The sequence below is a fragment of the uncultured Neptuniibacter sp. genome, assembly GCF_947498015.1.
Lineage (GTDB): Bacteria > Pseudomonadota > Gammaproteobacteria > Pseudomonadales > Balneatricaceae > Neptuniibacter.
The window spans coordinates 37,027-60,891 of the sequence record NZ_CANMIR010000006.1; the positions used below are offsets into that span (position 1 = coordinate 37,027).

Annotated in this window: 19 protein-coding genes; 4 read left to right on the plus strand and 15 right to left on the minus strand. The window is 47.7% G+C overall.

Translation table 11 applies throughout. The features are described from left to right. Positions 1-3 precede the first annotated feature (3 nt). Positions 4-2,661: a bifunctional diguanylate cyclase/phosphodiesterase gene (locus tag Q0882_RS09280; RefSeq protein ID WP_299180591.1), complete on the minus strand. Its 2,658-nt coding sequence runs from the start codon at positions 2,659-2,661 to the stop codon at positions 4-6. A 308-nt stretch (positions 2,662-2,969) separates the two neighbouring features. Here Q0882_RS09280 and Q0882_RS09285 point away from each other — a divergent pair, with 308 nt between their 5' ends. Together Q0882_RS09285 and Q0882_RS09290 are read left to right on the plus strand one after the other, a co-directional pair. After that, positions 2,970-4,004, plus strand: coding sequence for a DUF2333 family protein (locus tag Q0882_RS09285; protein WP_299180593.1), 1,035 nt, complete (start codon positions 2,970-2,972; stop codon positions 4,002-4,004). A gap of 91 nt (positions 4,005-4,095) precedes the next feature. Beyond that, complete coding sequence (locus Q0882_RS09290) at positions 4,096-4,524, plus strand: PilZ domain-containing protein (RefSeq protein ID WP_299180596.1); 429 nt, start codon at positions 4,096-4,098, stop codon at positions 4,522-4,524. 38 nt (positions 4,525-4,562) lie between these two features. Here the strand turns inward: Q0882_RS09290 and Q0882_RS09295 are convergent, their stop codons facing one another. The 8 genes from Q0882_RS09295 to Q0882_RS09330 all read right to left on the minus strand — a co-directional run bounded on the left by Q0882_RS09295 (position 4,563) and on the right by Q0882_RS09330 (position 14,248). Beyond that, a complete protein-coding gene (locus tag Q0882_RS09295) occupies positions 4,563-4,928 on the minus strand; it encodes a histidine triad nucleotide-binding protein (protein WP_299180598.1) in 366 nt (121 codons plus the stop codon). Between the two features lie 65 nt (positions 4,929-4,993). Continuing rightward, a complete protein-coding gene (locus Q0882_RS09300; RefSeq protein WP_299180600.1) occupies positions 4,994-6,520 on the minus strand; it encodes a SpoVR family protein in 1,527 nt (508 codons plus the stop codon). Next, a complete protein-coding gene (locus tag Q0882_RS09305; RefSeq protein WP_299180602.1) occupies positions 6,517-7,803 on the minus strand; it encodes a YeaH/YhbH family protein in 1,287 nt (428 codons plus the stop codon). The genes Q0882_RS09300 and Q0882_RS09305 overlap by 4 nt, the downstream gene beginning before the upstream one ends. A 96-nt stretch (positions 7,804-7,899) precedes the next feature. Further along, positions 7,900-9,822, minus strand: coding sequence for a PrkA family serine protein kinase (locus Q0882_RS09310; RefSeq protein WP_299180605.1), 1,923 nt, complete (start codon positions 9,820-9,822; stop codon positions 7,900-7,902). A gap of 177 nt (positions 9,823-9,999) precedes the next feature. Beyond that, the gene (locus Q0882_RS09315) at positions 10,000-11,115 is read right to left on the minus strand and encodes a dihydrolipoamide acetyltransferase family protein (protein WP_299180608.1); all 1,116 of its coding nucleotides are present in this window, start codon (positions 11,113-11,115) and stop codon (positions 10,000-10,002) included. Then, entirely contained in the window at positions 11,112-12,095 is a 984-nt protein-coding gene (locus Q0882_RS09320; RefSeq protein ID WP_299180611.1) for an alpha-ketoacid dehydrogenase subunit beta, read from the minus strand. Before Q0882_RS09320 ends, Q0882_RS09315 begins: the two co-directional genes overlap by 4 nt. Before the next feature lie 2 nt (positions 12,096-12,097). Next, positions 12,098-13,180, minus strand: coding sequence for a pyruvate dehydrogenase (acetyl-transferring) E1 component subunit alpha (gene pdhA, locus Q0882_RS09325; RefSeq protein ID WP_299180613.1), 1,083 nt, complete (start codon positions 13,178-13,180; stop codon positions 12,098-12,100). Between the two features lie 24 nt (positions 13,181-13,204). Further along, positions 13,205-14,248: an amino acid dehydrogenase gene (locus tag Q0882_RS09330; protein WP_299180615.1), complete on the minus strand. Its 1,044-nt coding sequence runs from the start codon at positions 14,246-14,248 to the stop codon at positions 13,205-13,207. 499 nt (positions 14,249-14,747) lie between these two features. Here Q0882_RS09330 and Q0882_RS09335 point away from each other — a divergent pair, with 499 nt between their 5' ends. Both Q0882_RS09335 and Q0882_RS09340 read left to right on the plus strand, forming a co-directional pair. After that, entirely contained in the window at positions 14,748-16,304 is a 1,557-nt protein-coding gene (locus tag Q0882_RS09335) for a FecR domain-containing protein (protein WP_299180618.1), read from the plus strand. After that, positions 16,304-17,428: a CHASE2 domain-containing protein gene (locus Q0882_RS09340; RefSeq protein WP_299180621.1), complete on the plus strand. Its 1,125-nt coding sequence runs from the start codon at positions 16,304-16,306 to the stop codon at positions 17,426-17,428. The genes Q0882_RS09335 and Q0882_RS09340 overlap by 1 nt, the downstream gene beginning before the upstream one ends. Before the next feature lie 25 nt (positions 17,429-17,453). On the opposite strand, the gene purD is transcribed toward Q0882_RS09340, so the two are convergent. From purD to prmA, 6 genes are all read right to left on the minus strand, one after another. Continuing rightward, entirely contained in the window at positions 17,454-18,740 is a 1,287-nt protein-coding gene (purD, locus tag Q0882_RS09345; RefSeq protein WP_299180624.1) for a phosphoribosylamine--glycine ligase, read from the minus strand. Positions 18,741-18,856: 116 nt separating this feature from the next. Then, entirely contained in the window at positions 18,857-20,437 is a 1,581-nt protein-coding gene (gene purH / locus Q0882_RS09350; RefSeq protein WP_299180627.1) for a bifunctional phosphoribosylaminoimidazolecarboxamide formyltransferase/IMP cyclohydrolase, read from the minus strand. A gap of 36 nt (positions 20,438-20,473) precedes the next feature. Continuing rightward, complete coding sequence (gene fis, locus Q0882_RS09355; RefSeq protein WP_297311576.1) at positions 20,474-20,758, minus strand: DNA-binding transcriptional regulator Fis; 285 nt, start codon at positions 20,756-20,758, stop codon at positions 20,474-20,476. A 21-nt stretch (positions 20,759-20,779) separates the two neighbouring features. After that, entirely contained in the window at positions 20,780-21,766 is a 987-nt protein-coding gene (gene dusB, locus Q0882_RS09360; RefSeq protein WP_299180631.1) for a tRNA dihydrouridine synthase DusB, read from the minus strand. A 149-nt stretch (positions 21,767-21,915) separates the two neighbouring features. Continuing rightward, positions 21,916-22,884, minus strand: coding sequence for a zinc-ribbon and DUF3426 domain-containing protein (locus Q0882_RS09365; protein ID WP_299180633.1), 969 nt, complete (start codon positions 22,882-22,884; stop codon positions 21,916-21,918). A gap of 3 nt (positions 22,885-22,887) precedes the next feature. After that, on the minus strand, positions 22,888-23,784 hold the full coding sequence (prmA, locus tag Q0882_RS09370; RefSeq protein WP_299180635.1) for a 50S ribosomal protein L11 methyltransferase: 897 nt from the start codon (positions 23,782-23,784) through the stop codon (positions 22,888-22,890). Positions 23,785-23,865: the final 81 nt, after the last annotated feature.

Sequence of the window (23,865 nt, forward strand, 5' to 3'; positions counted from 1 at the left end):
GTTTCAAGTGTTTGTTCCGAAGCTGGTGGTCTCTGGCAGGTTATTAGTTTCAACTAATATAATCATCTCATGCTTGGTCAGAGGTTTGCTGAAAAGGTAACCCTGACCGATGTCACAGCCAAAATTCTGAAGCATTTTCAGCTGATCCCGATCTTCGATCCCTTCAGCAACAACCTTAAGGCTGAGTGCATGGGACATGGTGATAATAGTGTTAGTTAATGTGGCATCCCCGCTGTTGGTCACCATATCTTTTACAAATGCACGGTCAACTTTCAGGGTAGAGACTGGGAAGGTGGTCAGGTAGCTTAAGGAGCTATAGCCGGTACCAAAATCATCAATCGTCAGGGATGTGCCAAGTTGAAGCAAACCCTCAAGCCGTGGCAGCAGTTTATCTAAATTTTCTGCCAGCATACTTTCGGTGATTTCGAGTTCCAGAAGCTTTGGATCAATGCCTGAGGTTTTGATGATGTCGGCTACCGTATTAACAATATTGGCATCGTTAAGCTGTCTGACGGAAAGGTTGACGGCCATACGCAGAGGTTGGGAGCTGAAGTTTTGGAACTCCTGCAGGTCTACACAAGCCTGCTGAAGTGCAAATTCGCCCAGTTCGTCGATGACACCTATCTCTTCAGCGATCTCAATAAACTCAACCGGGCTAACCTCACCCAGGGCTTTACTCTTCCAGCGCATCAGTGCTTCAAAACCGATAATCGATTCATTCTGGATATCATTTTTGCTCTGGTAGACCATGTAGATCTCATTATGCTTCAGGGCAGTGCGGAGCTCAGTTTCTATCTGATGGCGTCGTTTGAGAAGCTGATCTAACTTATGGTCAAAGTAGCTGTAACGGTTACGGCCCGCTTTTTTGGATTCATAAAGGGCGATATCAGCAAACTTCATTAAGCCTACTACATCGTTGTTATCATCCGGGTAGCAGGCGATGCCGATACTGGCCGAGTTATAGATCTGTTTTCCAGAGATCGAGACCGGTTTTTCAATATCCCTGAGAATGCGGTTAGCCAGATAATCGATCTCTGTTTTATCCTCATAGCTAACGTAGATCAGAAACTCGTCTCCGCTGATATGACAAACATGCCCATGACCTTTACTGGTTTTAACCAAGCGACCCGCAATTAACTGCAGTAGCTGATCTCCAATCAGATGACCAAAGGTGTCGTTAACGTTCTTGAAATTATCGATATCCAGATAAAGGACGGCTACCTTTTGTTTACTTTGCCAGGCATTTTGTAGCTCTTTAGTCAGATTTTCATTAGCTTTACGGCGATTAGGGAGTTCTGTGAGAGGGTCAAAGTATGCTTGCTTGAATAGCTTCGCTTCAGCTTCTTTACGGCTACTGATGTCCTGAACAACCACAACGTAGTGAGTGATCTGGCCATCATTGTTGGTGATATGACTGACAGAAAATGAGTACCATTTAGCTTCAAAGTCAGTTTTACGCTCCCCAAACCAACTCCCGTTGTTCCTGATTTCATTCTCAACCTTTTCTAGGATTTCACTCATCAAGTTGTAAGGGGGGTAGTCGAAGATATTTTTGCCTTTAGCCTGTTTGCGTGCATTTGGCTTCGCATTCAGAAGGTCAAAGTGACTATTGGCGTACTCGATTGACCAATTGTTATCAGTGATGACGACACTATTCGGGCTTTGTTCTATCGCTTTAGAGAGTTTTTGGATCTTGCCCTCGGCCTGAAGACGGGCCTCCGCAATATTGCGACTGATTTTCAGTGCGATACGGTAGGCGAGGATCGCAGCAACCAAAAAGAGTGCAAAAACAGAGGCGATGGGTTGTATTCTATCGAGCCAGATCTGGATCAGTTTTGTCTGTGGTACAGAGTTCAGTGAGATCAATTGATATTCAGGTAAATAACCGACATTGGCCAGTACCTGTCCCCCTTTTATCTCCAACTCAATACCATCACGACTATTACCCGCACGCAGGCTCTCCTGCATCGAGAGAACCGTTTCCTGAGCCAGTCGCCATCCCAGCAGATCTGATACAAAACCTTTGGGTACAGGGTAAGACATTCTTACCAGTCCCTGTTCACCCAGTAACCAGACAGTATTCTCATCCAGATTAATAAACTTTTTCATCACAGAGTGTTCACCCTGAACCCGGTAGAAGGAGGCAGCGATTGCGATGATGTTTTTCTTTTCATCCAGTAGAGGAACGTAGAAAGGCAGGTAGTATTCACCCAGCAGCCCTGAACGGAAAAGGTAGCCAATCTGTGCAGTCTTGCTGGAGCGAAGACGTTGTATGACGGTGAGGAATTGCTCGTTTGGTGGAGACGGCTCTATGTCTCCATGACTCAACAGTAATTGCCCGTTTGGTTTCAGGAGGGCATAAGAGGCCGCTTCATCGGTTGTTGAAAGAAGGTAGTCAAAGGTGTTTGTCGCATCATCGCTATTAATGTTGTTTGCAGAGATGACTGACTGGAAGGTTTTAATAATCAGGCGTGTTTGGTGATCGAAAAAAGTCCGGCTTTGACTGATCAACGTCTGATTCTGTTTATACAGCTTATCGAACTGACTACTCTTTACATCTGTCCAGAGTGCATAACTAAATACAAGGAGTGCAGATATAAGAATTACGGAAAGAAGAGTAAAAAGCAGTTTAAGCGGTTTTGCCCCTTCATTACCTGCCATATATATCCCTTAGAAGTACTATAGCTAAGTTATAGCAAACCTTTTCATCACTGAAAATTAATATTAAATACGATTTTGCAGGTGCAATAAACAGCCGTCAACCTGTACTTTATTATAATGATAGCGGCATCTGGCTGTCGTGCTGTTAATTGATACACTATTTTTCGTCCCAGATTCTATGATAACTATATCCTGAAGGAGGGAGAGGTTAGAATGAAATTCCAGTGATGAATCTGTCATGTCTGGATGTTGGTTATTTGACGGTTTTTCATCTGCCTGGCAGGTGAGCTTATAAAGTAGAGGATGCTATGGGGTTTGTAATTGATTGGTTTTTAGACTTTTGGGATAACGCCCCAGGTGGGAAGATCAGCCGAGGGATCATTGCGGCGCTGCTCCTGATGATCGTTGTTTCCATCCCTCTAGGATTCTATTGGAGTGTAAAGCCGACCGCGTTCGAACCTCTAGAAGAAGCTGAAGCGCATGCAACAGAGCAGGGTTTGAAGTCGACGACCGGATATGTTTCTGTGTTCACACTACACCGCCTTATGGATACGCTTTTAACAAAGCCGGGTGGCTATATTAGCAACGATATGCTGCCACCGGGGGTTGTGTTGGATAATATCAGTAACTGGGAATATGGCGTACTGGTGCAAATTCGCGATATGGCCCGAGCACTCCGAAAAGATTTCAGTCGTTCTCAATCCCAATCTGTTGAATACCCAGCCCTAACGATTGCGGAGCCTCAATTCCATTTTGATGCTAATAGCTGGTTGCTTCCCTCATCTGAATCACAATACAAAGAGGGTCTGGAGGCGCTGGACTCCTACCTTATGGGGCTGGCTCAACCGGAACAGTCTGAAGCCCAGTTTTTTGCACGTGCAGATAATTTGAACAATTGGTTAGGTGATGTGCAAACCCGTTTAGGTAGCCTTTCTCAACGGCTAAGTGCCAGCGTTGGACAGAAACGGTTGAATACTGATCTAGCTGGGGATCCGGATGCTGAACAGTCCACAAAGTCGGCTAAAGACTCAGAGGTTAAAACACCCTGGTTAGAGATCGATGATGTGTTCTATGAAGCCCGAGGATCTGCTTGGGCCTTGCTGCACATCCTCAAAGCGATTGAACATGATTTTGCACCTGTATTGGATAAGAAAAATGCGCGTGTCAGCTTGCAGCAGATTATACGCGAATTGGAAGCGACACAGGATACTGTTTGGAGCCCTATGATCCTGAATGGCGGTGGGTTTGGCTTATTCGCTAACCACTCGTTGGTGATGGCAAATTACATTTCCCGAGCTAATGCGGCAATCATCGATCTACGTGAGCTGCTGGCACGAGGTTAGGATCTTCTTGCTATATAGATAAGGGAGCCACTGGCTCCCTTATTTTTTATTCAGGCTACACTTATAGGTATGAGTCTGGAGGAGATAGCTTATGCCTCGCCGCTTTATCCGTCATCCCGCTGAAATCCCTATTCATATCTGTAATGTTGCTCACAAAAATGAGATCGAAAATCAGGACGTGAAAACGCGTGATGTCAGTGCGGGTGGTCTATCCTGCGAATCGGCCTGTTTAATGAACCCAGGGGAAGCTGTTGAGGTTGAGATTACGATTGAGCCGCCGCCATTCAAAACGATAGGTCATGTGGTCTGGTGTAAGCATGAAGGCTCCCACTACCTGATCGGAATCGGTTTTGCTGATCTGGCAACCGCTTACGCGGTGAGAATGGTAGAGCAGGTCTGCTACATTGAGCAATACCGGCAGGAGATTTGGCGAAAAGAGGGGAGAGAGCTGACAACCGAGCAGGCTGCTCTGGAATGGATCTCAGAGCATGCCCATGATTTTCCACAAAACGTGAATTAATCTCCTATTACCAATCCCTTAAGCCAGGAGCATGAGAATCATACCGGTGTTTTTAATGTCTCCTGATAGGGAGGCCATCCCATTGGTTTACCGCCCAGAAGGTGCAGGTGAATATGGTAGACGGTCTGCCCGCCGTGCTCGTTGCAGTTGAAAACAGTGCGGTACCCAGTGCTATCAAAGCCTAGCTGTTTGGCGATCTTCCCCGCGACTTGGACCATATGTCCCACTAATGAGGCATCTTCATCAGCAATATCATTCAGTGTAGCGATATGTTTACGAGGGATGATCAATGCATGTGTAGGTGCTTGCGGATTTATATCGTTAAACGCAATCACCTGATCATCTTCATAGATAATCTCCGCAGGAATTTCATTGTTTACAATCTTGCAAAACAGACAATCCATTACACGTCCTCACTTAAACAGGTTTAGCTGAGTATAACGGGAGTTGAGAGAGGGGAAAACCAACTTTATAGCAGCGAGTCAGTTTCCCCTTCGGTGATTATTTCGGGGCAGTGATAACTCTTTGTCACAGTTCCGTCGGGTAAAACTGACTCAAGATGGACATCAAATCCCCAGAGGCGGTGGATATGCCGTAACACTTCGCCAGAGGAGTCACCCAGAGGCTGCTGATTGTGCATGAAGTGCCTGAGGGTAAGGCTGCGATCACCCCGGACATTCACATTATAAACCTGAATATTGGGCTCTCTGTTGCCAAGATTGTACTGTGCGGATAGATCTTCACGTACCTGACGATAGCCCGATTCATTATGGATAGATGTAACCTCCAGTGTCGGTTTTTCTGCATTATCCATGATGGTGAATAGCTTGAGTTCACGAATCAGTCGGGGTGAAAGGTACTGTAGGATGAAACTTTCATCTTTGTAGTTTCGCATGGCATGATCCAGCGTTTTTATCCAGTCGGATCCGGCAATATCCGGGAACCACTCCCTATCCTCCTCGGTTGGGTCCACACAGATCCGCTTGATATCCTGCATCATGTTATACCCCAGTGTATAGGGGTTGATTCCATTGAAATACGGGCTGTCAAAAGGTGGCTGATAAACCACGCTGGTATGAGAGTGGAGAAATTCGACCATAAATCCGTCTGTCACCAGGCCCTCTTCATGGAGTTGATGCAGTAATGTGTAGTGCCAGAAACAGGCCCAGCCCTCATTCATTACCTGTGTTTGTTTCTGTGGATAAAAGTATTGTGCAACCTTACGTACAATTCGCACGATCTCCCTCTGCCAGGGTTCCAGCAGAGGCGCATTCTTCTCTATGAAATAGAGAATGTTTTCCTCTGGATCTCTGGGGAAGCGCTCAATGGAGGGAGCCGCACCCTCCTCTTTCTTCGGAATTGTATTCCAGAGGTCATTCAAGTGACGCTGTATATACTCCTCGCGGGCCTGTTGTCTCTCTTTCTCTTCATCGGCGGTTAGCGGTTGAGGGCGTACATAACGGTTTACGCCGTAGCTCATCAGCGCATGACAGGAATCCAATAACTCTTCGACGGCATCAACACCATGGCGCTCCTCACAATGGGTGATGTAGTTTTTCGCGAAGAGCAGGTAATCGATGATTGCGGAGGCATCCGTCCAGGTTTTGAACAGATAGTTGCCTTTAAAAAATGAGTTATGGCCATAGCATGCATGCGCGATTACCAGCGCCTGCATCGTCATAGTGTTCTCTTCCATCAGGTAAGCGATACAGGGATCGGAATTGATTACAATCTCGTAGGCAAGTCCCATTCGTCCACGTTTGTAGTTCTGATGGGTTTCAACAAACTGTTTACCAAACGACCAGTGGTTGTAATTCAACGGCATTCCGATGGAGGCATATGCGTCCATCATCTGTTCCGACGTGATCACCTCTATCTGATTAGGGTAGGTATCCAGGCCAAACTCCTGAGCGATTCGACCAATCTCATGATCATATTCCGCGATCATTTCAAAGGTCCACTCTGCACCTGTCGAGATAGGTTCGCGTTTCTTCATGCCGCCCCCTCCGATTTTTTCTCAAACAGACTGCGGAAAACGGGGAATATGTCAGCAGGTTCTCTTATCTGCTGCATCGCAAAGCATTCAGCCCACACCGATTGAAGCTTTTCATATTCCTGCCAGAGGTTCTGGTGGGGACCGGTAGTGATCTCTACATAGGCAAAATACTGCACTTTATTGAGAATTTTTTCATGAAGAACTTTCGAGCATTTGGAGGAATCACCATCCCAGTTATCACCGTCAGATGCCTGGGCGATGTAGATATTCCAGTCGGCAGGGGAGTAACGTTTTTCAATAATATCCGAACTCAGATCCAGAGCACTGGAGACTATGGTGCCACCGGTCTCCCTTGAGTAGAAAAACTCCTGCTCATCGACCTCTTTTGCATGTGTGTGATGCCGAACGAAGACGACTTCAATCTGCTTATAGTTACGCTTCAGGAACAGATAAAGCAGGATAAAGAAACGTTTAGCCATATCTTTAATGCTTTGGGTCATCGACCCCGAAACATCCATGATGCAAAACATGACCGCTTTGCTGGAGGGGACCGGTATTTTCACCAGGTTATTGTATTTAATATCAAAATCATCCAGAAAAGGGATACGCTTGAGTCGCTGTTTTAAAAGCTCTATCTCCTCATTGAGCTTATTAATCTGCAGGGAGGTCTCCGGATTGGGTAATTGTTGTTTGAGTAGTTCGATCTCTTTGCTTAGCTCTCTGATCTTTTTACGATCTTTCCCGGTAAGAGCGATTCGACGTGCATGAGCGGCTTTGAGTGAGCGAACAATATGGATCTTCTCCGGGCTGCCGGCATTAGTGAAACCCGCTCGACGTGTTTCATACTGGGTGGCATTTTTAAGTTGTTTTTTTACGAGGTAGGGGAGCTCAAGCCCATCAAACATAAAGTCGAGAAACTCCTCCTGATTGATCTGAAATGTGAATTCATCCTCGCCCTCACCCTGATTACTGGCTTTGCCTTCACCTGCACCACCACCGCCTCCACCAGGAGGGCGTTGAAACTGATCACCGACGACAAACTCTTTATTGCCTGGGAATACTTTGGTACGCATCCCGCCTTCGCCATGATGGAAGATTGGCTCAGAGATATCGCGACGGGGGATCGTGACGTTACCGCCCTTATCAATGTCGGTGATGGAGCGGTTGTTGACCGCATCTTCAACCGCATCTTTGATATGTTTTTTGTAGCGGCGGAGAAAACGTTGTCGGTTTACCGTACTCTTTTTCTTGGAATTTAGGCGGCGATCAATGATGTAACTCATACTTCTATCCCCATAGAAGGCCTGCTCAATTAATATACCTATCAATCGGGCGGGCCTTTGCCCGAGAGTTTGGCTAACTGCCTATGTGATGGTCCATTATTGTGACTTCCTGACGCGGATATACCATTCCGAGAGCAGGCGAACCTGTTTCTCGGTGTAACCTCGCTTGATCATCCGTTTCACGAATTCACCATGTTTGGTTTGCTCATCACTGGAAGCCTTCGCATTGAAGGAGATAACGGGTAACAGATCTTCGGTATTGGAAAACATCTTCTTCTCGATGACGGTACGCATTTTTTCATACCCCATCCAGGAGGGGTTATTACCGTTATTATTTGCGCGAGCACGAAGGACGAAGTTAACAATCTCGTGCCGAAAATCTTTAGGATTACTGATGCCGGCTGGTTTTTCTATCTTCTCCAGCTCCTCATTAATCGCCTGCCGATCGAGGATATCCCCGGTTTCAGGGTCACGATATTCCTGATCTTGAATCCAGAAATCGGCATAGGTTACATAACGATCAAAAATATTCTGTCCGTACTCTGAGTAGGATTCCAGATAAGCGGTCTGAATCTCTTTACCGAGGTACTCAATATATTTAGGTGCAATAAACTCTTTCAGGAATCCCAGATAGCGTTCCTGCTTTTCCTGTTGGAACTGCTGCTGTTCGATCTCTTTTTCCAGTACATACATCAGGTGCACAGGGTTTGCTGCAATCTCAGATGGATCAAAGTTGAATACTTTTGAAAGGATTTTGAAGGCAAATCGGGTGGAGAGACCATCCATCGCTTCGTCGACTCCGGCGGAATCTTTGTATTCCTGCATCGATTTTGCTTTCGGATCCGTATCTTTTAGGTTCTCACCATCATAGACCCTCATCTTAGAATACAGGCTTGAATTTTCGGGTTCTTTCATACGAGAGAGAACCGAGAATTGAGCCAGCATATTCAGAGTGTCAGGTGCGCAGGGGGAGTGACTGAGAGAGCTGTTTTCAAGCAGTTTCTCATAGATATGGATCTCTTCAGTGACACGGCAGCAGTAGGGCACTTTGACAATATAGATACGGTCAATAAATGCCTCATTGGTTTTATTGTTTTTGAAGGTTTGCCACTCAGATTCGTTAGAGTGGGCGAGGAGAATACCTTCATAGGGGATTGCGCCCATCCCCTCAGTACTGTTGTAGTTACCTTCCTGAGTAGCGGTTAAGAGTGGATGGAGGACTTTGATCGGAGCTTTAAACATCTCGACAAATTCCATCATCCCCTGGTTAGCCCGGCACAGAGCACCCGAGAAACTGTAAGCATCCGGGTCATGCTGTGGATATTCTTCAAGCTTGCGGATATCTACTTTACCGACAAGGCTGGAAATATCCTGGTTGTTTTCATCACCGGGCTCGGTTTTGGCAATACCAACCTGATCGAGAATAGAGGGGTAGAGTTTGACTACTCTGAATTTGGAGATGTCCCCGCCAAACTCATGCATACGTTTGGCCGCCCAAGGTGACATGATCCCTTTAATATAGCGGCGTGGGATTCCATACTCCTCCTCCAGTATTGTGCTGTCCTCTTCCGGATTGAATAATCCCAGAGGAGATTCGAACACAGGAGAGCCCTTAATAGCATAGAAAGGGATGTGTTCCAGGAGGTGTTTTAGACGTTCAGCCAGAGAGGATTTACCACCGCCGACCGGGCCTAATAGATAGAGAATCTGTTTTCGTTCTTCCAGCCCTTGTGCTGCGTGTTTGAAGTAGGAGACGATGTTCTCTATGGCATCTTCCATGCCATAAAACTCACTAAAGGCTGGGTAGCGTTTGATCAACTTGTTGGAAAAAATGCGGCTTAAGCGTGGATCCCGGGAGGTATCGATCATCTCCGGTTCGCCGATTGCCTGAAGCATTCGTTCGGCAGCATCGGCATAGACGGAAGGGTCTTGTTTACAGAGTTGCAGAAACTCATCCAAACTAAACTCTTCCTGCTGTATGGATTCATATCGGGCTTTATAGTGGTCAAATATACTCATACTAATCACCTTTTTCAGCCAAGCCTTTTATTACGCTTACACATTAATTTGTCATGCTGTTCTCTAGCTATCTGTTGTTAGTGTAGTCCACATTTTCTAACTCTGATTGTTTGACAGCGATTCTTTCTGGAAGGTTGCAGTAAATTTTAATCTTATGATTTATAAGGAATTATAGTTTTATTCCTGTAGCGCCCTTAGAAGAGCAAGCAAGAAGCGAGCGGCTTCCCCACCGGTCAGAGCCCGATGATCAAATGTTAAGGAAAGGGGTAAAATTCTATGGATGCAGAGCTTACCCTTAACGGCCACTGGCTGTTGACGGATAACCCCTGCGCCAATAATGGCGACTTGCGGTGGAACTACAATCGGGCTGGCGTAACGTCCGGCAATGGTGCCGAAGTTACTCAGCGTTAGGGTAGCCCCTTGTAACTCCTGTGCAGGAATAGTACGAGCTTTGACATCAGCCCTAAGACGATTCAGGCCATCCCTTATATCTTCTGGAGTACGGTTGCCAATATCCCTGAGCACCGGGACAAAGAGGCCCTGGTCTGTATCAACCGCAACGCCAAGATCGATATGGGTATGTATTCGCCGGCTCAGAGACTGGCCATCAAACCAGGTGTTGAAAGCGGGTTCAGCTATACAGGCACTGGCGATTGCCTGAATCAGTCTGAGCGTGATATCTGAACCCTTTGGCCAGTGCTCTATATCAGCATCCTCTGTAATGGTGACCGGAACCACCTCAGCGTGTGATCGCGCCATCGCCTGCGCCATATGTTTTCTTACACCGCGAAGAGGCTCTGCTTTACCATGTTTCTTATCCAGGTATGCTGCCTGCTCAACGTCTTTGGGAGTGATGTTGCCGTTATGACCGCTGCCGCTGAGTTGGCTGAGGTCAATGTTGAGTCGCTTTGCCAGTGCTCGAACGGCGGGTGTTGCTCGAGTCTGTGGTTGTCCTGATCGACTGCTGGGTGCCGCACCGATAATGAACTCATCCTGATGTGAAAGCTGATTCGCAGCCTGAGGTATCTCACCGACAACGGTGCCACTGTCTGTTTCATCAGCGCCGGCAAACTCCAATAGTGGCTCGCCGGTGTGGATGGTATCACCTGGTTCTCCAAACAGATGAGCAATCACGCCTGATTGTGGGGAGGGCACTTCAATAATCGCTTTTGCGGTCTCCACCGAGACGAGTATCTGATCGGTTGTGACTTCATCGCCTTCCTGTATGTGCCACTCCAGAATCTCTGCTTCAGGCAGGCCTTCTCCCAGATCCGGTAACTTGAAATACTTCATACAAACTCCAGTGTCTGATTGACAGAATCAATGATGTCCTGTGTATTGGGCATGAAATGGTTTTCCATCCTGAAATAGGGCATAACAGTGTCGTATCCGGCGACCCGAGCGATTGGTGCTTGTAGATCGAGAAGTGACTTTTCCGCGACAGTTGCCGCAATCTCAGCACCTAACCCCAGATTTTTTGACGCTTCATGGATGATGACCAAACGCCCTGTTTTACGCACCGAAGCCAGAATGGTTTCGGTATCCAGTGGACTGATACTGGCGACATCAATGACTTCACATTGGATACCCTGTTCACTGAGTAATTCCGCTGCGCTGAGTGTTTCTGTGATCATCGCCCCCCAACTGACCAGCGTAATATCCTTACCTTCACGGAGCGTGAAGCATCTGCCTAATGGAAGTGCTTCGCCATTATCTTCGATCTCTTGATGAACGCTGCGGTAGATACGTTTAGGTTCAAGGAATATCACTGGATCCGGGTCACGAATGGCTCCCAGCAGTAAACCGTATGCTCGTGTAGGGGAGGAGGGTATGACGACTTTAAGTCCGGGGATATGAGCTAGCAGAGCCTCGGTACTCTCTGAATGGTGTTCTGGTGCGTGGATACCTCCGCCAAAAGGTGCTCGTATTACCAGAGGGCAAGAGAGGCGGCCGCGAGTTCTATTACGCATCCTGGCTGCATGGCAGATAATGTGCTCAAGGGCGGGAAAGATAAACCCCATAAACTGGATCTCAGCGATCGGTTTGAGCCCTTGTGTAGACATCCCGATGCTGAGCCCTGCAATCATCGACTCAGCTAAGGGGGTGTCCATAACCCGTTTAAGGCCGAATTCATCTCTGAGGTTTGCTGTCGCTCTGAAAACACCGCCATTTACACCGATATCTTCGCCAAGCAAGACAATATCTTCATCTTTACGCATCTCTGATGCGAGTGCCAGATTGACGGCTTCAAGAAGGCAAACTGAATGTTTCATGGTCATTCTCCCTCCTGGTAGTGGCTACCGCCTTTCATCGCACGGACAATAGCCCAATCCCGCTGCTCGATCAGATGATCCGGGAGCTCTGCGTAGAGGTAATCGAACATCGATTCAACAGGTTGAATACCTCGGGTTAGATAATCATCAGCGGCTTGTTGAATCAGTTGATTAATCTCCTGTAAAAGGGCCTGCTCCTTATTCTCATCCCAGAACTGACTTAGAACCATAAAGTTGCGTAAGCGCTTGATCGGTTCACGCTCCCAGGCTTCTTTCAGTTCATCGTTTGAGCGGTAACGGGTCGCATCATCTGCCGTCGTATGATCGGACAATCGGTAGCTCACGGCTTCAATCAATGTCGGACCTTTACCTTCATAAGCCCGTTGCAGGGCGGAATCGACCGCCTCACGCATCGCTATGACATCATTGCCATCAACTTGCATGCCCGGAATACCTGCCGCAACGGCTTTATCTGCAAGTTGCGTTGCCGCAGTCTGAATCTTTCGTGGTACAGAGATCGCCCACTGGTTGTTGTTAATGATGAATACCACCGGTAGCTGCCAGACCCCGGCGATATTGAGGGCCTCCATGAAGTCACCTTTAGAGGTGCCGCCATCGCCAATAAGAGTGATGGTGGCGCGTTTTTGATTACGGACCTTCATGGCTGTGGCGACGCCACATGCGTGCAAAGATTGTGTCGCTATCGGGACCGCGTTGGGGAAATCTTTCTGCATTGCTGCAGATGCATTGCCACGCTCATCTCCCCCCCAGTAGAGAAAGGCTTCATCGATCGGCATACCGCGGATGATCTGGCAGGCGTGGTTACGGTAATATGGAACCAGAACATCTTCAGAACTCATGCTTAAACCAACACTCACATCGATCGCTTCTGAGCCCAGCAAGGACGCATAGGTCCCCATCTGCCCGGTTCTTTGCAGGGCGATCGCTTTGGTATCAAACTGCCGCGCAAGCACCATGTAGTGGTAACAGCGGAGTAACCAGTCAGGAGAGCTGCACCACTGAGGTAGTGTTTGTGTCGGTGTGCCCTCTGGATCTAGATACTGCAAAATATTATGCGTAGTCATAACAGGCTCCTCTGGATACACAGATTATGCGGCGGAAGTCATCTTACCGGCAGAGGCGATGATCGACTGTGCTCTCTCATCTGCCAGACGGTGGATGGCTGTGCCGGATTGCTCTGCTTCCTTATAGAGGTGTAGGAGAGAATCACCGATTCGGATCACTTTATTTCGAATCATGGCAGCGGGTTGCTTCGCGTATTGAAGCGCGACAAAGATAAGGCCTCCTGAATTAATCAGATAGTCAGGCGCATAGAGAATCCCTTTGTCTTTGAGTTGATCGCCGTGATGCTCCTGTGCAAGCTGGTTGTTAGCTGAACCGGCAATAATTGGGACCTGCAGTTGTGAAATATGCTCATCGTTCAGAATAGCCCCCAGTCCGCAAGGGCAGAAAACTTCTGCGGGCACGCTATAAATATCATCTGGAGCAACCGCTGAAGCCTGGAAATCTCGCTGGCAGCGTTTGACTGGTTCAGTATTCATATCGGATACAGTGAGAATTGCGCCCGCCTGATGCAGTAATCTGGCGACCTCATATCCAACGTGACCAACCCCTTGTATTGTAACGTGAAGCCCGCTCAGTGACTGGAGTCCCAGTTTGAACTTTACGGAGGCCTTGATCCCTTCAAATACGCCTAATGCCGTGTGGGGAGAAGGATCGCCGATCTCGCTTGTGCAGGTGACCCAGCGGGTCTTCATGCTGATATTATCCATATCGCTGATCTGAGTGCCGCTATCCATCGCGGTGATATATTCCCCCCCCAGCTCTGTGACAAACTGTCCAAATTGCTGCATCAAAGCTGCCCGGTCAAAGGGGTGATCTGGGTAGATCAGAACCGATTTTGCGCCGCCGTGGGGAAGTCCTGCCAAAGCTGATTTATAACTCATGCCTCGCGCTAATCGCATCGCATCAGTAATAGCATCATTATCATTCTGATAACTGATAAAACGGCAGCCGCCGATGGCTGGTCCGCGTAGGGTTGAGTGAATAGCGATGATCGCTTTTAATCCGGTAGCGGGATCTGAGCAAAAGTGGAGGCGTTGCGCTCCATTGCTTTCCATCTGTTTAAACATCACGGGGTCCTCCGTCTGCATCTACAGGAAAACAGCTGAAATAAAACCTGATAGTTGGTTTTAGTGGGTCTCACTTGCCATCAATCGGGTTGTTATATTCGAGGGGATCTTTTGAATCCCTCTCTTTTGGGATAGCACAGCTTTGGGCAAATATCAGATGAAAAGATTCATTTTTTTTACTTTTTTTGCATGGGAAAGCTGAGTCTGAGATATGGAAAAACCTGAAAAAACCTAAACTTACAGCCTCATTGGTCGACAATATACTAATGGGGGAATGGATGGTGGCTCAGCGTATTACGTTGAAGGTTTCTGAAAGGAAACGAACATTTGACGAGTTGCCTACGGTTATCATTCTCAGCAGTTTTTCTGCACAGATTCAAACTTTCATAGGCACTGTAACTACGTGAAAATACTACTCAGACGATCCTTTTTAACTCTGTTCCTATTCTGCACCACGTCACTCTCGTATGCAGAGACACAGAATAATTGGACCTATCCGATGCAGCCTGGTGAAACGATCTGGAGTATCGCTCATGAGTTGTTAACCGACTGGCGCCAGTGGCAGGCTGTTGAGAAGTTAAACCATGTTCGTAATGATCGAAAGATGCCTCCAGGCACGGTTTTAAAAATACCGCGATCATTCATCAGTGAATACCCGTCAGATATTAAAATTATTGATGTGTCCGGTACCGTCACAGCTCAGATTGTGATGAGAGGGGAAGCTAGAGCGCATCTGCCTTTAGTTAGGGGGCAGAGTTTGGGGCAGGGGGATATTATCAAAACAGCAGATAATGCCTCTGTTCTATTGGAATTTGATGACGGTACCCAGGTTCTGATTCTTGAAAATAGTCGGTTGCGAATTGAGCAGGCGACTGTGCTTGGCAGTAAACGGCGTGTGGTTGATATTAAAGTCTTTCTTGAAGAGGGGGAGGCAGAGATCCGCTCTAATCCAGCCAAGGTCCCTGGTTCTCAGTTCTTGATCGATACACCGGCTGCGTTTGCTACCACAAAGGGTACGACCTATCGCGTGCGTGCCAAGCCTGAAAGTACAATGGCAGAGGTCACTCAGGGAGTGATTGGTGTAGGCAATGCGGAAGGTGCGGTAAGGGTCGCGCAGGGGTTTGGGACGGTCACGGAGATGAATCAGCGGCCTAAGGCTCCTGAGGCGTTGTTACCTGCTCCGAATCTACCCGAACCTCCAGCTGTGATCCGCTATCTACCAGGGAAAATGGAATGGCGTGTATTGAGCGGGGCCGCTCATTATCGTAGCCAGATCTCTGTAGATTCTGAATTTTCAAGCATTCACTATGATGAACTGTCTAATCAGCCGAAGGTGAGCTTGCCAGTTACACTTCAAGATGGAGTCTATTGGCTGCGCGTCAGTGGGTTGAACCCTGATGGACTGCAGGGATTCAATGCACTTAAAAAACTCACCATCGATGCGCGTCCATTCCCGCCGGTCAGGCAGCTGCCGCGTCCGGCCCAATCAAGTTATGTTGGGGCAGTGAGCTTCTCCTGGACTCGGCCTGATCTTGCAGCATCATTCCGGTTTGAATTATCCAAAGATCGTGCTTTTAGCCGCTTGGTTATATCTGAATCCGGGTTGAAAGGAACCGAGTTTGAAGTTGAGCTGAGTGAGCCAGGGGAATACTTCTGGCGGGTAACCAGTGTGACAGAATCGGGTGAAGTAGGACCCGTAGGCTTTCCTGGAGAGTTCCTGCTGAAGCCTATTCCACCAATACCTGAACTGAAAGCACCAGTCAAAACAGAAAATGAACTGTTCTTTAGTTGGCAGCCGGAAGAGCAGGTTGTTCAGTATGAGTTTCAGATGGGGGCGGACAGGGCGTTTAAGGAGGTTTTGTTTGAGCGTATATCTGACGCCCCAGAGGTTGCAGTCGATAAGCCGGAAGTAGGTACTTACTATATACGTGTAAGATCACTGGATGCTGATCATTATGCTGGAGCCTGGAGTGAACCTCAGCGCGTTGTCGTTCCGGTTGAGAACTGGTGGCCCGTTATTTTAACCGGGGCAGCATCATTGCTGCTGATGCTTTGATGAAAGGAGTTTACCGTCTGCTACTACAGGCGGTACTACCTACATTGATGGTAATCACTGTCGGCTTATCCCCTCTGCTTGAGTGGTTTGACCGTCATCTTTATGACATGGCGAATCACTATGCAACTCAGAAGGTTGATGCTGATGAAGTGGTACTGATCGATATTGATGCCGAAACTCTTGAGCGGTTAGGTCACTGGCCGATAGACCGCACTTACCATGCCCAGGCAATTGATATACTGGAGGCAGGCCAGGTCGGTGCGATTGTTTATAACATCGCATTTGTTGAAACGGATCCTGATAATGACTCTGCTGACAGGGCGTTAATCACGGCGGTCGAAAACAGCGGTCGGGTGGTGTTACCACTGATTGCAGAAAAAAGTGTTGAGCTTCTCCCTTTAGGCCGTCCGGACCTCCCCGGTGTCTTGGTTGGTCATGCGGATCTGGCATCGGATTCTGATCAGGTGTTACGGCGAAGTTTTCTCTATGCGGGTGTCTCATACCCTCGTTGGCCGAGCCTGGCATTATCTGCACTGTTTAGCTACGCTCCCATAAAAGCAGATGACTATGTTGGTTTAAGAACCCCGTATCTGCATGTAGGGTTCCATGATCGATGGAGCCGTGATTATGAGGTGTTGTTACAACCAGGTATCAGGAACTATTTTCAGACGGTCCCAAGGTTTAGCTTCCACGCGTTACTTAATGGGACGGTGAGATCTGAACAGCTAAGAGATAAAGCTGTATTTGTAGGCTTGAGAAATGATTCTCTTGAAGAAAGTCATCTTTTGGGAGGGGCTCTGCAGTTAAGCTCTACTGAGGTTCAGGCGTATCTATTCAGCAGTCTTCATCAAGGAAAAGTGCTGTCACCCTCTCTGCCTTTTTGGTCGATCAGCCTGGGTGTCTATGTTGTGCTCTTTATGCTTATTGCAAGCTATCAAGCTCTGCCACCATGGGGCAGAGGTGCCATTCTGCTTTTTGTGGTGTTCGGGGCAGTGATGCCAGTCATGTTCTACAAGCTGGGCTATTGGATAAGCTGCCTGCCTATGCTGAGTGGGCTGCTAGTCCTCATTTTACAAAGAGTGTTATCTAGTCAGATCAGCAGACATAAAAAAGCCCTGAACTAGTCAGGGCTTTTTCTGAGATGGTTATTTAGCTGTTCTGTTCACGTGCAATAGCACGATACGCGATATCATTGCGGTAATATGCGCCTTCCCAGTTGACCTCTTTGAGTAGCTCATATGCACGTTGTTGAGCTTCTGTCACAGAATCTCCCAGTGCAGTTACACAGAGTACACGACCGCCTGCAGTGACGACATTGTCACCATCCAGCTTAGTACCTGCGTGGAAAATTTTAGTACCTTCCGGACAGGTTTCAGGGAAAGTAATCACATCCCCTTTGCCATAATCACCGGGGTAACCACCTGCAGCCATCACAACACCTACAGATTTACGTTCATCCCAATCAGCAGTCGTCTGATCAAGTTTCTTATCAAGAGCGGCGTTACACAGGTCTACCAGGCTTGATTTCAGGCGTAGCATGATCGGCTGCGTTTCTGGGTCACCAAAGCGGCAGTTATATTCAATAACTTTAGGGGTTCCATCCGCCTGAATCATCAAACCGGCATAAAGAAAGCCTGTGTATTCATTCCCTTCCGCTTTCATGCCGTTGACCGTTGGCATGATGACTTCGTCCATAATCCGCTGGTCGATCTCAGGTGTCACAACCGGAGCGGGGGAGTATGCACCCATGCCACCGGTATTCAGACCTGTATCGCCATCGCCCACACGTTTGTGGTCCTGGCTGGTAGCCATTGGGAGAACGTTGTCGCCATCAACTATTACGATGTATGAGGCTTCCTCACCTTCAAGAAACTCTTCGATCACAACTCGACTGCCTGCATCACCAAAGGCATTTCCAGCCAGCATATCTTTAATAGCGTCTTCTGCTTCCTGCAGTGTCATCGCAACGATAACGCCTTTACCAGCAGCAAGGCCATCTGCTTTAACGACAATCGGGGCGCCCTTCTCTCGCACGTATGCGAGTGCTGGCTCGATCTCTGTGAAGTTTTCATATTCTGCAGTTGGGATCTTCTGACGGGCCAGGAAATCCTTAGTGAAAGCCTTGGAGCCTTCCAGTTGAGCAGCACCTTCGGTTGGGCCAAAGATTTTAAGCCCTTCGGCCTGGAAACGGTTTACAACACCCGCAACCAGAGGCGCTTCAGGGCCGACAATTGTTAGGTCTACACTTTGTTCTTTAGCAAATGCAGCCAGGCCTTCCAGGTCCATCACGTCGATGGCAACATTCTGCATCTTATCTTCCTGAGCTGTTGCAGCATTTCCCGGTGCAACAAAGATCTGCTTCACTTTTGCATCTTGAGCTGCTGCCCATGCGAGAGCATGTTCACGGCCGCCAGAACCAATAATCAGTACGTTCATTGTTTAATCCTTCTATGTAGAAAACCCCGCACCTGATGTTGCCAACAAGTCGGGGTTTTGGGCAATAAGCCTGATTTAAAACTAAACCATTTTTCAGGCTTATTGCGATCTAATTCTTAGTGACGGAAGTGGCGCATGCCGGTGAAGACCATGGCCATGCCATGTTCATCCGCTGCATCAATTACTTCCTGATCACGCATGGAACCGCCTGGCTGGATCACTGCTTTGATACCCGCAGCCGCAGCTGAATCGATACCGTCACGGAATGGGAAGAATGCATCAGATGCCATCACGGAGCCTTTCACTTCCAGACCTTCATCTGCAGCTTTAATACCTGCAATTTTGGCACTGTAAACACGGCTCATCTGACCTGCACCGATACCGATTGTCTGACCATCTTTGGCGTATACAATCGCGTTGGACTTAACAAACTTCGCAACTTCCCAGCAGAATAGCAGATCGCGGATCTCCTGCTCAGTTGGCTGAACCTTAGTTACAACTTTTAGTTCAGATGCATCTACACGACCCAGATCAAGGTCCTGAACAAGCAAGCCTCCATTGACACGCTTGTAATCAAAACCGTGTGCACGATTTACTGACCAGTCGCCACATTCGAGCAAACGAACATTCGGTTTAGTCGCAACGATATCAGATGCTTCCTGGGTCACCTTAGGTGCGATGATAACCTCAACAAACTGACGATCTACAATCGCCTGAGCTGTTTTGCTATCCAGCTCCTGGTTGAAGGCGATGATGCCGCCAAAAGCAGAGGTCGGATCTGTCTGGAAAGCTCGGTTGTAAGCTTCCAGAATATCTGCACCCACAGAAACGCCACATGGGTTTGCGTGTTTCACAATGACACAGGCAGGTTCTTTAAAGGACTTTACACACTCTAGTGCTGCATCAGTATCTGCAACATTGTTAAATGAAAGTGCTTTCCCCTGCAGTTGGCGAGCAGTAGAAACTGATGCTTCAGCAGGCTCCGCTTCTACATAAAAAGCGGCACGCTGATGTGGGTTTTCGCCGTAGCGCATATCCTGTGCTTTGATAAACTGCGTGTTGAAGGTGCGTGGAAAGTCAGCAGGTTTCTCCTCTTCACCTTCGACAATTGCGCCAAGGTAGTTCGCAATCATGCCGTCGTAACCAGCGGTGTGCTCAAACGCTTTAACTGCAAGGTCAAAACGAGTTTTGTGAGTCAGTCCATTCTCGGAATCAAGTTCAGTCAGGATGTTGTCGTAATCAGAGGCATTCACCACAATCGCAACATCTTTATGGTTTTTCGCTGCTGAGCGAACCATAGTAGGGCCACCGATATCGATATTTTCGATAGCCATCGGCAGATCGCAATCAGGGCGTGCGATGGTTGCTGCAAACGGATAAAGGTTAACAACAACCATGTCGATTGGCTGAATGCCATGCTCTGTCATGATGCCATCATCCTGACCGCGACGACCCAGAATACCGCCATGCACTTTCGGGTGCAGGGTTTTAACACGACCGTCCATCATTTCAGGGAAGCCGGTGTAATCGGATACCTCTACTGCAGGGATATTGTTTTCCTTGAGTAGCTTGAAAGTACCACCAGTAGAAAGGATCTCAACGCCGCGAGCGTTCAGGGCCTGTGCAAACTCAACGATACCTGATTTGTCAGATACGCTGATCAATGCACGGCGAACGGGAGTGATGTTCTCTGCCATTGTTTCTGGATTCCGAGTAGTCAATATAAATTTAGATTAAAGCAAACCGTACTGTTTAAGCTTTTTACGCAGCGTACCGCGGTTAAGCCCAAGCAGTTGAGATGCTTTAGTCTGGTTATCTTTGGTGTAAGTCATCACTGTCTCGAACAGCGGTGCTTCAATTTCTGAAAGAACCATCTGATAAACGTCAGTCACAGGCTGTCCGTCAAGCTGACGGAAATAGTTATTCAGAGATTGTTCTACGTTATCACGCAGTGTCTGATTTGTAGCTTCTGCCGGGTTGGAAACGAGAGTTGGTTGCTTAATTTCTTTGTATTCCACAGTACTAAATATCCAATCTAATTAGGCGGCTACGCCATCGGTTAAAGCATTATCGAAATATCCTTCGATAGCGGCTGCCTGATCTGCTGCTGTTTCTATAATATTGAATTGCTTGCGAAAGCTACTTCCGTTGGGCTTATCTTGCAGATACCAGCTCACATGTTTGCGTGCAATACGAACACCCATGTAATCACCGTAAAAACGGTGTAATTCCTGAAGATGTGCTAACAGAATTTCCCTGATCTCTTCCAGAGAGGGAGGGGGGGGGATTTTACCTGTTCGGAGAAAATGATCAATCTCAGAAAATAACCAAGGACGACCTTGAGCTGCACGTCCTATCATTACCGCAGAACAGCCTGTTTCATTGAGAACAGTCTGTGCTTTTTCGGGAGAATTGATGTCACCATTTGCAAAAACAGGCAATGAAACAGAGTCGACAATTCGACGAATGGTTTCATATTCCACCTCACCTTTGTACCCACAGCTACGTGTGCGACCGTGTACCGCTAAAGCCATGATTCCTGCATCTTCGGCAATCCGGGCAATCGTCAGGCCATTGCGATTCTCCGGACTCCATCCGGTTCGGATTTTAAGTGTTACAGGAACATCGACAGACTGAACAACACTGTTCAGAATCTCACTAACCAACCGTTCATCTTTGAGCAGAGCTGAACCTGCAGCTTTGTTACAAACTTTTTTTGCGGGACAACCCATATTGATATCAATAATCTGGGCGCCTCGCTGAACGTTCATTCTGGCTGCTTCTGCCATCATGTCAGGATCGCCCCCAGCGATCTGGACTGAGCGGGGTTCGGCTTCGCCAGTATGATTCAAACGGTAGCTGGACTTGCGGGATTTCCACAGTCGGGTATCGGAGGTAACCATCTCAGACACAACCAGACCTGCTCCCATACGTTTGCATAACTGCCGGAAAGGCCGGTCGGTTACGCCTGCCATTGGTGCCAGAATAACCTGACTGTCAATGGTGTATGGACCAATCTGGAACATGTTGCGCCTTAAAAATAGTTAAAAAATACCCGCAGCGTCACGAATGACACTGTATCAATGATAATCAGGGAGGCGAACAATCATACTCCTTAGCGATGCGCTCTCCAAGGACTTTTTTGATGATTTTTTGAGCAATTGACCTTGATTTTTTATAGCGCCGGCGCTAGCAGTTCAAGTGCATAACTGACTCCGCGAGAGCCGGGGGACATCAGGTCGATTGAAACCTGGATAGGCTGATTTGAGGGCATCGATCGGATATTGACAACATTCTGATCCAAGTATGTTTCAGGTTGTAAAACCCGTGATGCAACTGGTCGACCTTTCAGATCTGAAAAGGAGATGGCAAGTGCGGGGTAGGGCTGATTAAAAACAGCCTGATTAACCAGAACCAAGTCCACTGTGATGGCACCTGGGATTTCGCTATGTGGCCTAATCAGGAGGCTTTGATTGATGATCTGATCAAGATCACTTTTAACCGGTAGAGCGCAATTAATATATTTACAGGTCAATTGATACACTGGCTGGTAAGTTGAGGTCCAGTAAAGCTCTCCACGATTAAACCAGAGATGTTGTGCAAACAGTGTGCTAAGAGCGATGAGGCATCCTAGGAACCAGGCCCCTGAGCTCTTTTTGGATGATGACTTTCCAGAACTAAGGGTAACGGGCTCGACCTGAATTGAGAGCGTCGGTATATCCTGAGAGGGATTAGGCGTTGTCTTGATCAGGTCGGGAATGCTTGATTTTTCAGCGACTGATGGTTGCTGGGGTTGTGCAGGCGCCTCTAATCCAGAGAGAATTTCTGTTTCTGTTTCTGTTTCTGTTTCTGTTTCTGTTTCTGTTTCTGTTTCTGTTTCTGTTTCTGTTTCTGTTTCTGGTGAGTTGAATGGTGATAGCTCTTCACTCAACTCTGTATCAGCGTACTCGTGCTGATGTAAAGATTCGTGTACACCTGACTCAGGTGTGCTGAGGGGGAAGCTCTGTGTGTAGTCTGCTGCGGCAAAAACAACCAGACAGGCACCACAACGTACCTGTCCATTCGCTATCTTCAGTTGCCCCTGTGTCACACGGAATTTTGTTGAACATCCCGGGCACTGTGTAACTATGCTGCTATCCTGCATTTTTTAGGTGCGCTTTGTCCCTGTTACTCTGATCCAGCCCTCTTTTTCTGCGACCGGATCAAGATCAAACCACTGAGAGTAGGTGTTTCTGATCTCAGTTTCCTGAGTCTGGAGTAAACCGGATAGGCATAGCTTGCCACCGGGTTTAACCAATGATTCAAGTGTAGGTGCTAACTGGACTAAAGGGCCAGCTAGAATATTGGCCACCAATGTATTGGCTTGGGTGTCAGGGGTGTTCTCAGGCAGATAGACATGCAGGATATCGTCAGGTAACTGATTTCGATTAAGGTTATCTTTTGTGGCCTGAAGAGCCTGAGGGTCAATATCTACACCTATCGCATGGTCTGCACCGAGCAACAGAGCGGCTATGCCCAAAATGCCTGAACCACATCCGTAATCAATTACGAACTCCTGCTGAAGTGATTGAGAGTCTAGCCATTCGAGGCAGAGGGCTGTAGTAGGGTGAGTGCCGGTGCCGAATGCCAGGCCTGGATCTAGCATAAGATTGACTGCGTCAGGGTCGGGTGCCTCCCGCCAGCTGGGGCAGACCCAAAGTCTGTTACCAAATTGCATGGGGTGGTAGTTATCCATCCACTCCCGTTCCCAGTCCTTATCTTCAAGAATTTCCGCTTTGATCGTAGGAATTGGCATCCCTGGATAAAGTTGTTCATGGCCCTGTTTGAGGTAGCTTAGCGTATCTTCAAGGTTGTGTTCAGCTGCAAACAGGCCGGTAATGGTTGTGTTACTCCAAAGTGGGGTCGTTCCGAGATCGGGTTCGAAGATGGGCTGGTCTTCAGAATCTTCAAAGGTCACTGCTGCGCAACCGGCACTTAGAAGTAGGTCTTCATAAGCTTCAGAGTGATCGGGCGTAGTTCTGATTTTAATCTGCAGCCAAGGCATTCGTATTATCCGTATCTGTGAGTAAAGCGGATAATAGTATCGGTGATAAATATACCGATGAACAGTTTGAATTTCGTCTGT

Excerpts from the sequence above, each read along its gene's own strand:
- Q0882_RS09285 (WP_299180593.1), top strand. The coding sequence starts at position 2,970 with ATGGGGTTTGTAATTGATTGGTTTTTAGACTTTTGGGATAACGCCCCA.
- Q0882_RS09340 (WP_299180621.1), top strand. The coding sequence starts at position 16,304 with ATGAAAGGAGTTTACCGTCTGCTACTACAGGCGGTACTACCTACATTG.
- Q0882_RS09315 (WP_299180608.1), bottom strand. The coding sequence starts at position 11,115 with ATGAAGTATTTCAAGTTACCGGATCTGGGAGAAGGCCTGCCTGAAGCA.
- Q0882_RS09300 (WP_299180600.1), bottom strand. The coding sequence starts at position 6,520 with ATGAAGAAACGCGAACCTATCTCGACAGGTGCAGAGTGGACCTTTGAA.
- Q0882_RS09320 (WP_299180611.1), bottom strand. The coding sequence starts at position 12,095 with ATGAAACATTCAGTTTGCCTTCTTGAAGCCGTCAATCTGGCACTCGCA.
- Q0882_RS09305 (WP_299180602.1), bottom strand. The coding sequence starts at position 7,803 with ATGAGTTACATCATTGATCGCCGCCTAAATTCCAAGAAAAAGAGTACG.
- purD (WP_299180624.1), bottom strand. The coding sequence starts at position 18,740 with ATGAACGTACTGATTATTGGTTCTGGCGGCCGTGAACATGCTCTCGCA.
- Q0882_RS09290 (WP_299180596.1), top strand. The coding sequence starts at position 4,096 with ATGCCTCGCCGCTTTATCCGTCATCCCGCTGAAATCCCTATTCATATC.
- pdhA (WP_299180613.1), bottom strand. The coding sequence starts at position 13,180 with ATGACTACGCATAATATTTTGCAGTATCTAGATCCAGAGGGCACACCG.
- Q0882_RS09365 (WP_299180633.1), bottom strand. The coding sequence starts at position 22,884 with ATGCAGGATAGCAGCATAGTTACACAGTGCCCGGGATGTTCAACAAAA.
- Q0882_RS09330 (WP_299180615.1), bottom strand. The coding sequence starts at position 14,248 with ATGTTTAAACAGATGGAAAGCAATGGAGCGCAACGCCTCCACTTTTGC.
- dusB (WP_299180631.1), bottom strand. The coding sequence starts at position 21,766 with ATGTTCCAGATTGGTCCATACACCATTGACAGTCAGGTTATTCTGGCA.
- prmA (WP_299180635.1), bottom strand. The coding sequence starts at position 23,784 with ATGCCTTGGCTGCAGATTAAAATCAGAACTACGCCCGATCACTCTGAA.
- Q0882_RS09280 (WP_299180591.1), bottom strand. The coding sequence starts at position 2,661 with ATGGCAGGTAATGAAGGGGCAAAACCGCTTAAACTGCTTTTTACTCTT.
- Q0882_RS09335 (WP_299180618.1), top strand. The coding sequence starts at position 14,748 with ATGCAGCCTGGTGAAACGATCTGGAGTATCGCTCATGAGTTGTTAACC.
- Q0882_RS09295 (WP_299180598.1), bottom strand. The coding sequence starts at position 4,928 with ATGGATTGTCTGTTTTGCAAGATTGTAAACAATGAAATTCCTGCGGAG.
- purH (WP_299180627.1), bottom strand. The coding sequence starts at position 20,437 with ATGGCAGAGAACATCACTCCCGTTCGCCGTGCATTGATCAGCGTATCT.
- Q0882_RS09310 (WP_299180605.1), bottom strand. The coding sequence starts at position 9,822 with ATGAGTATATTTGACCACTATAAAGCCCGATATGAATCCATACAGCAG.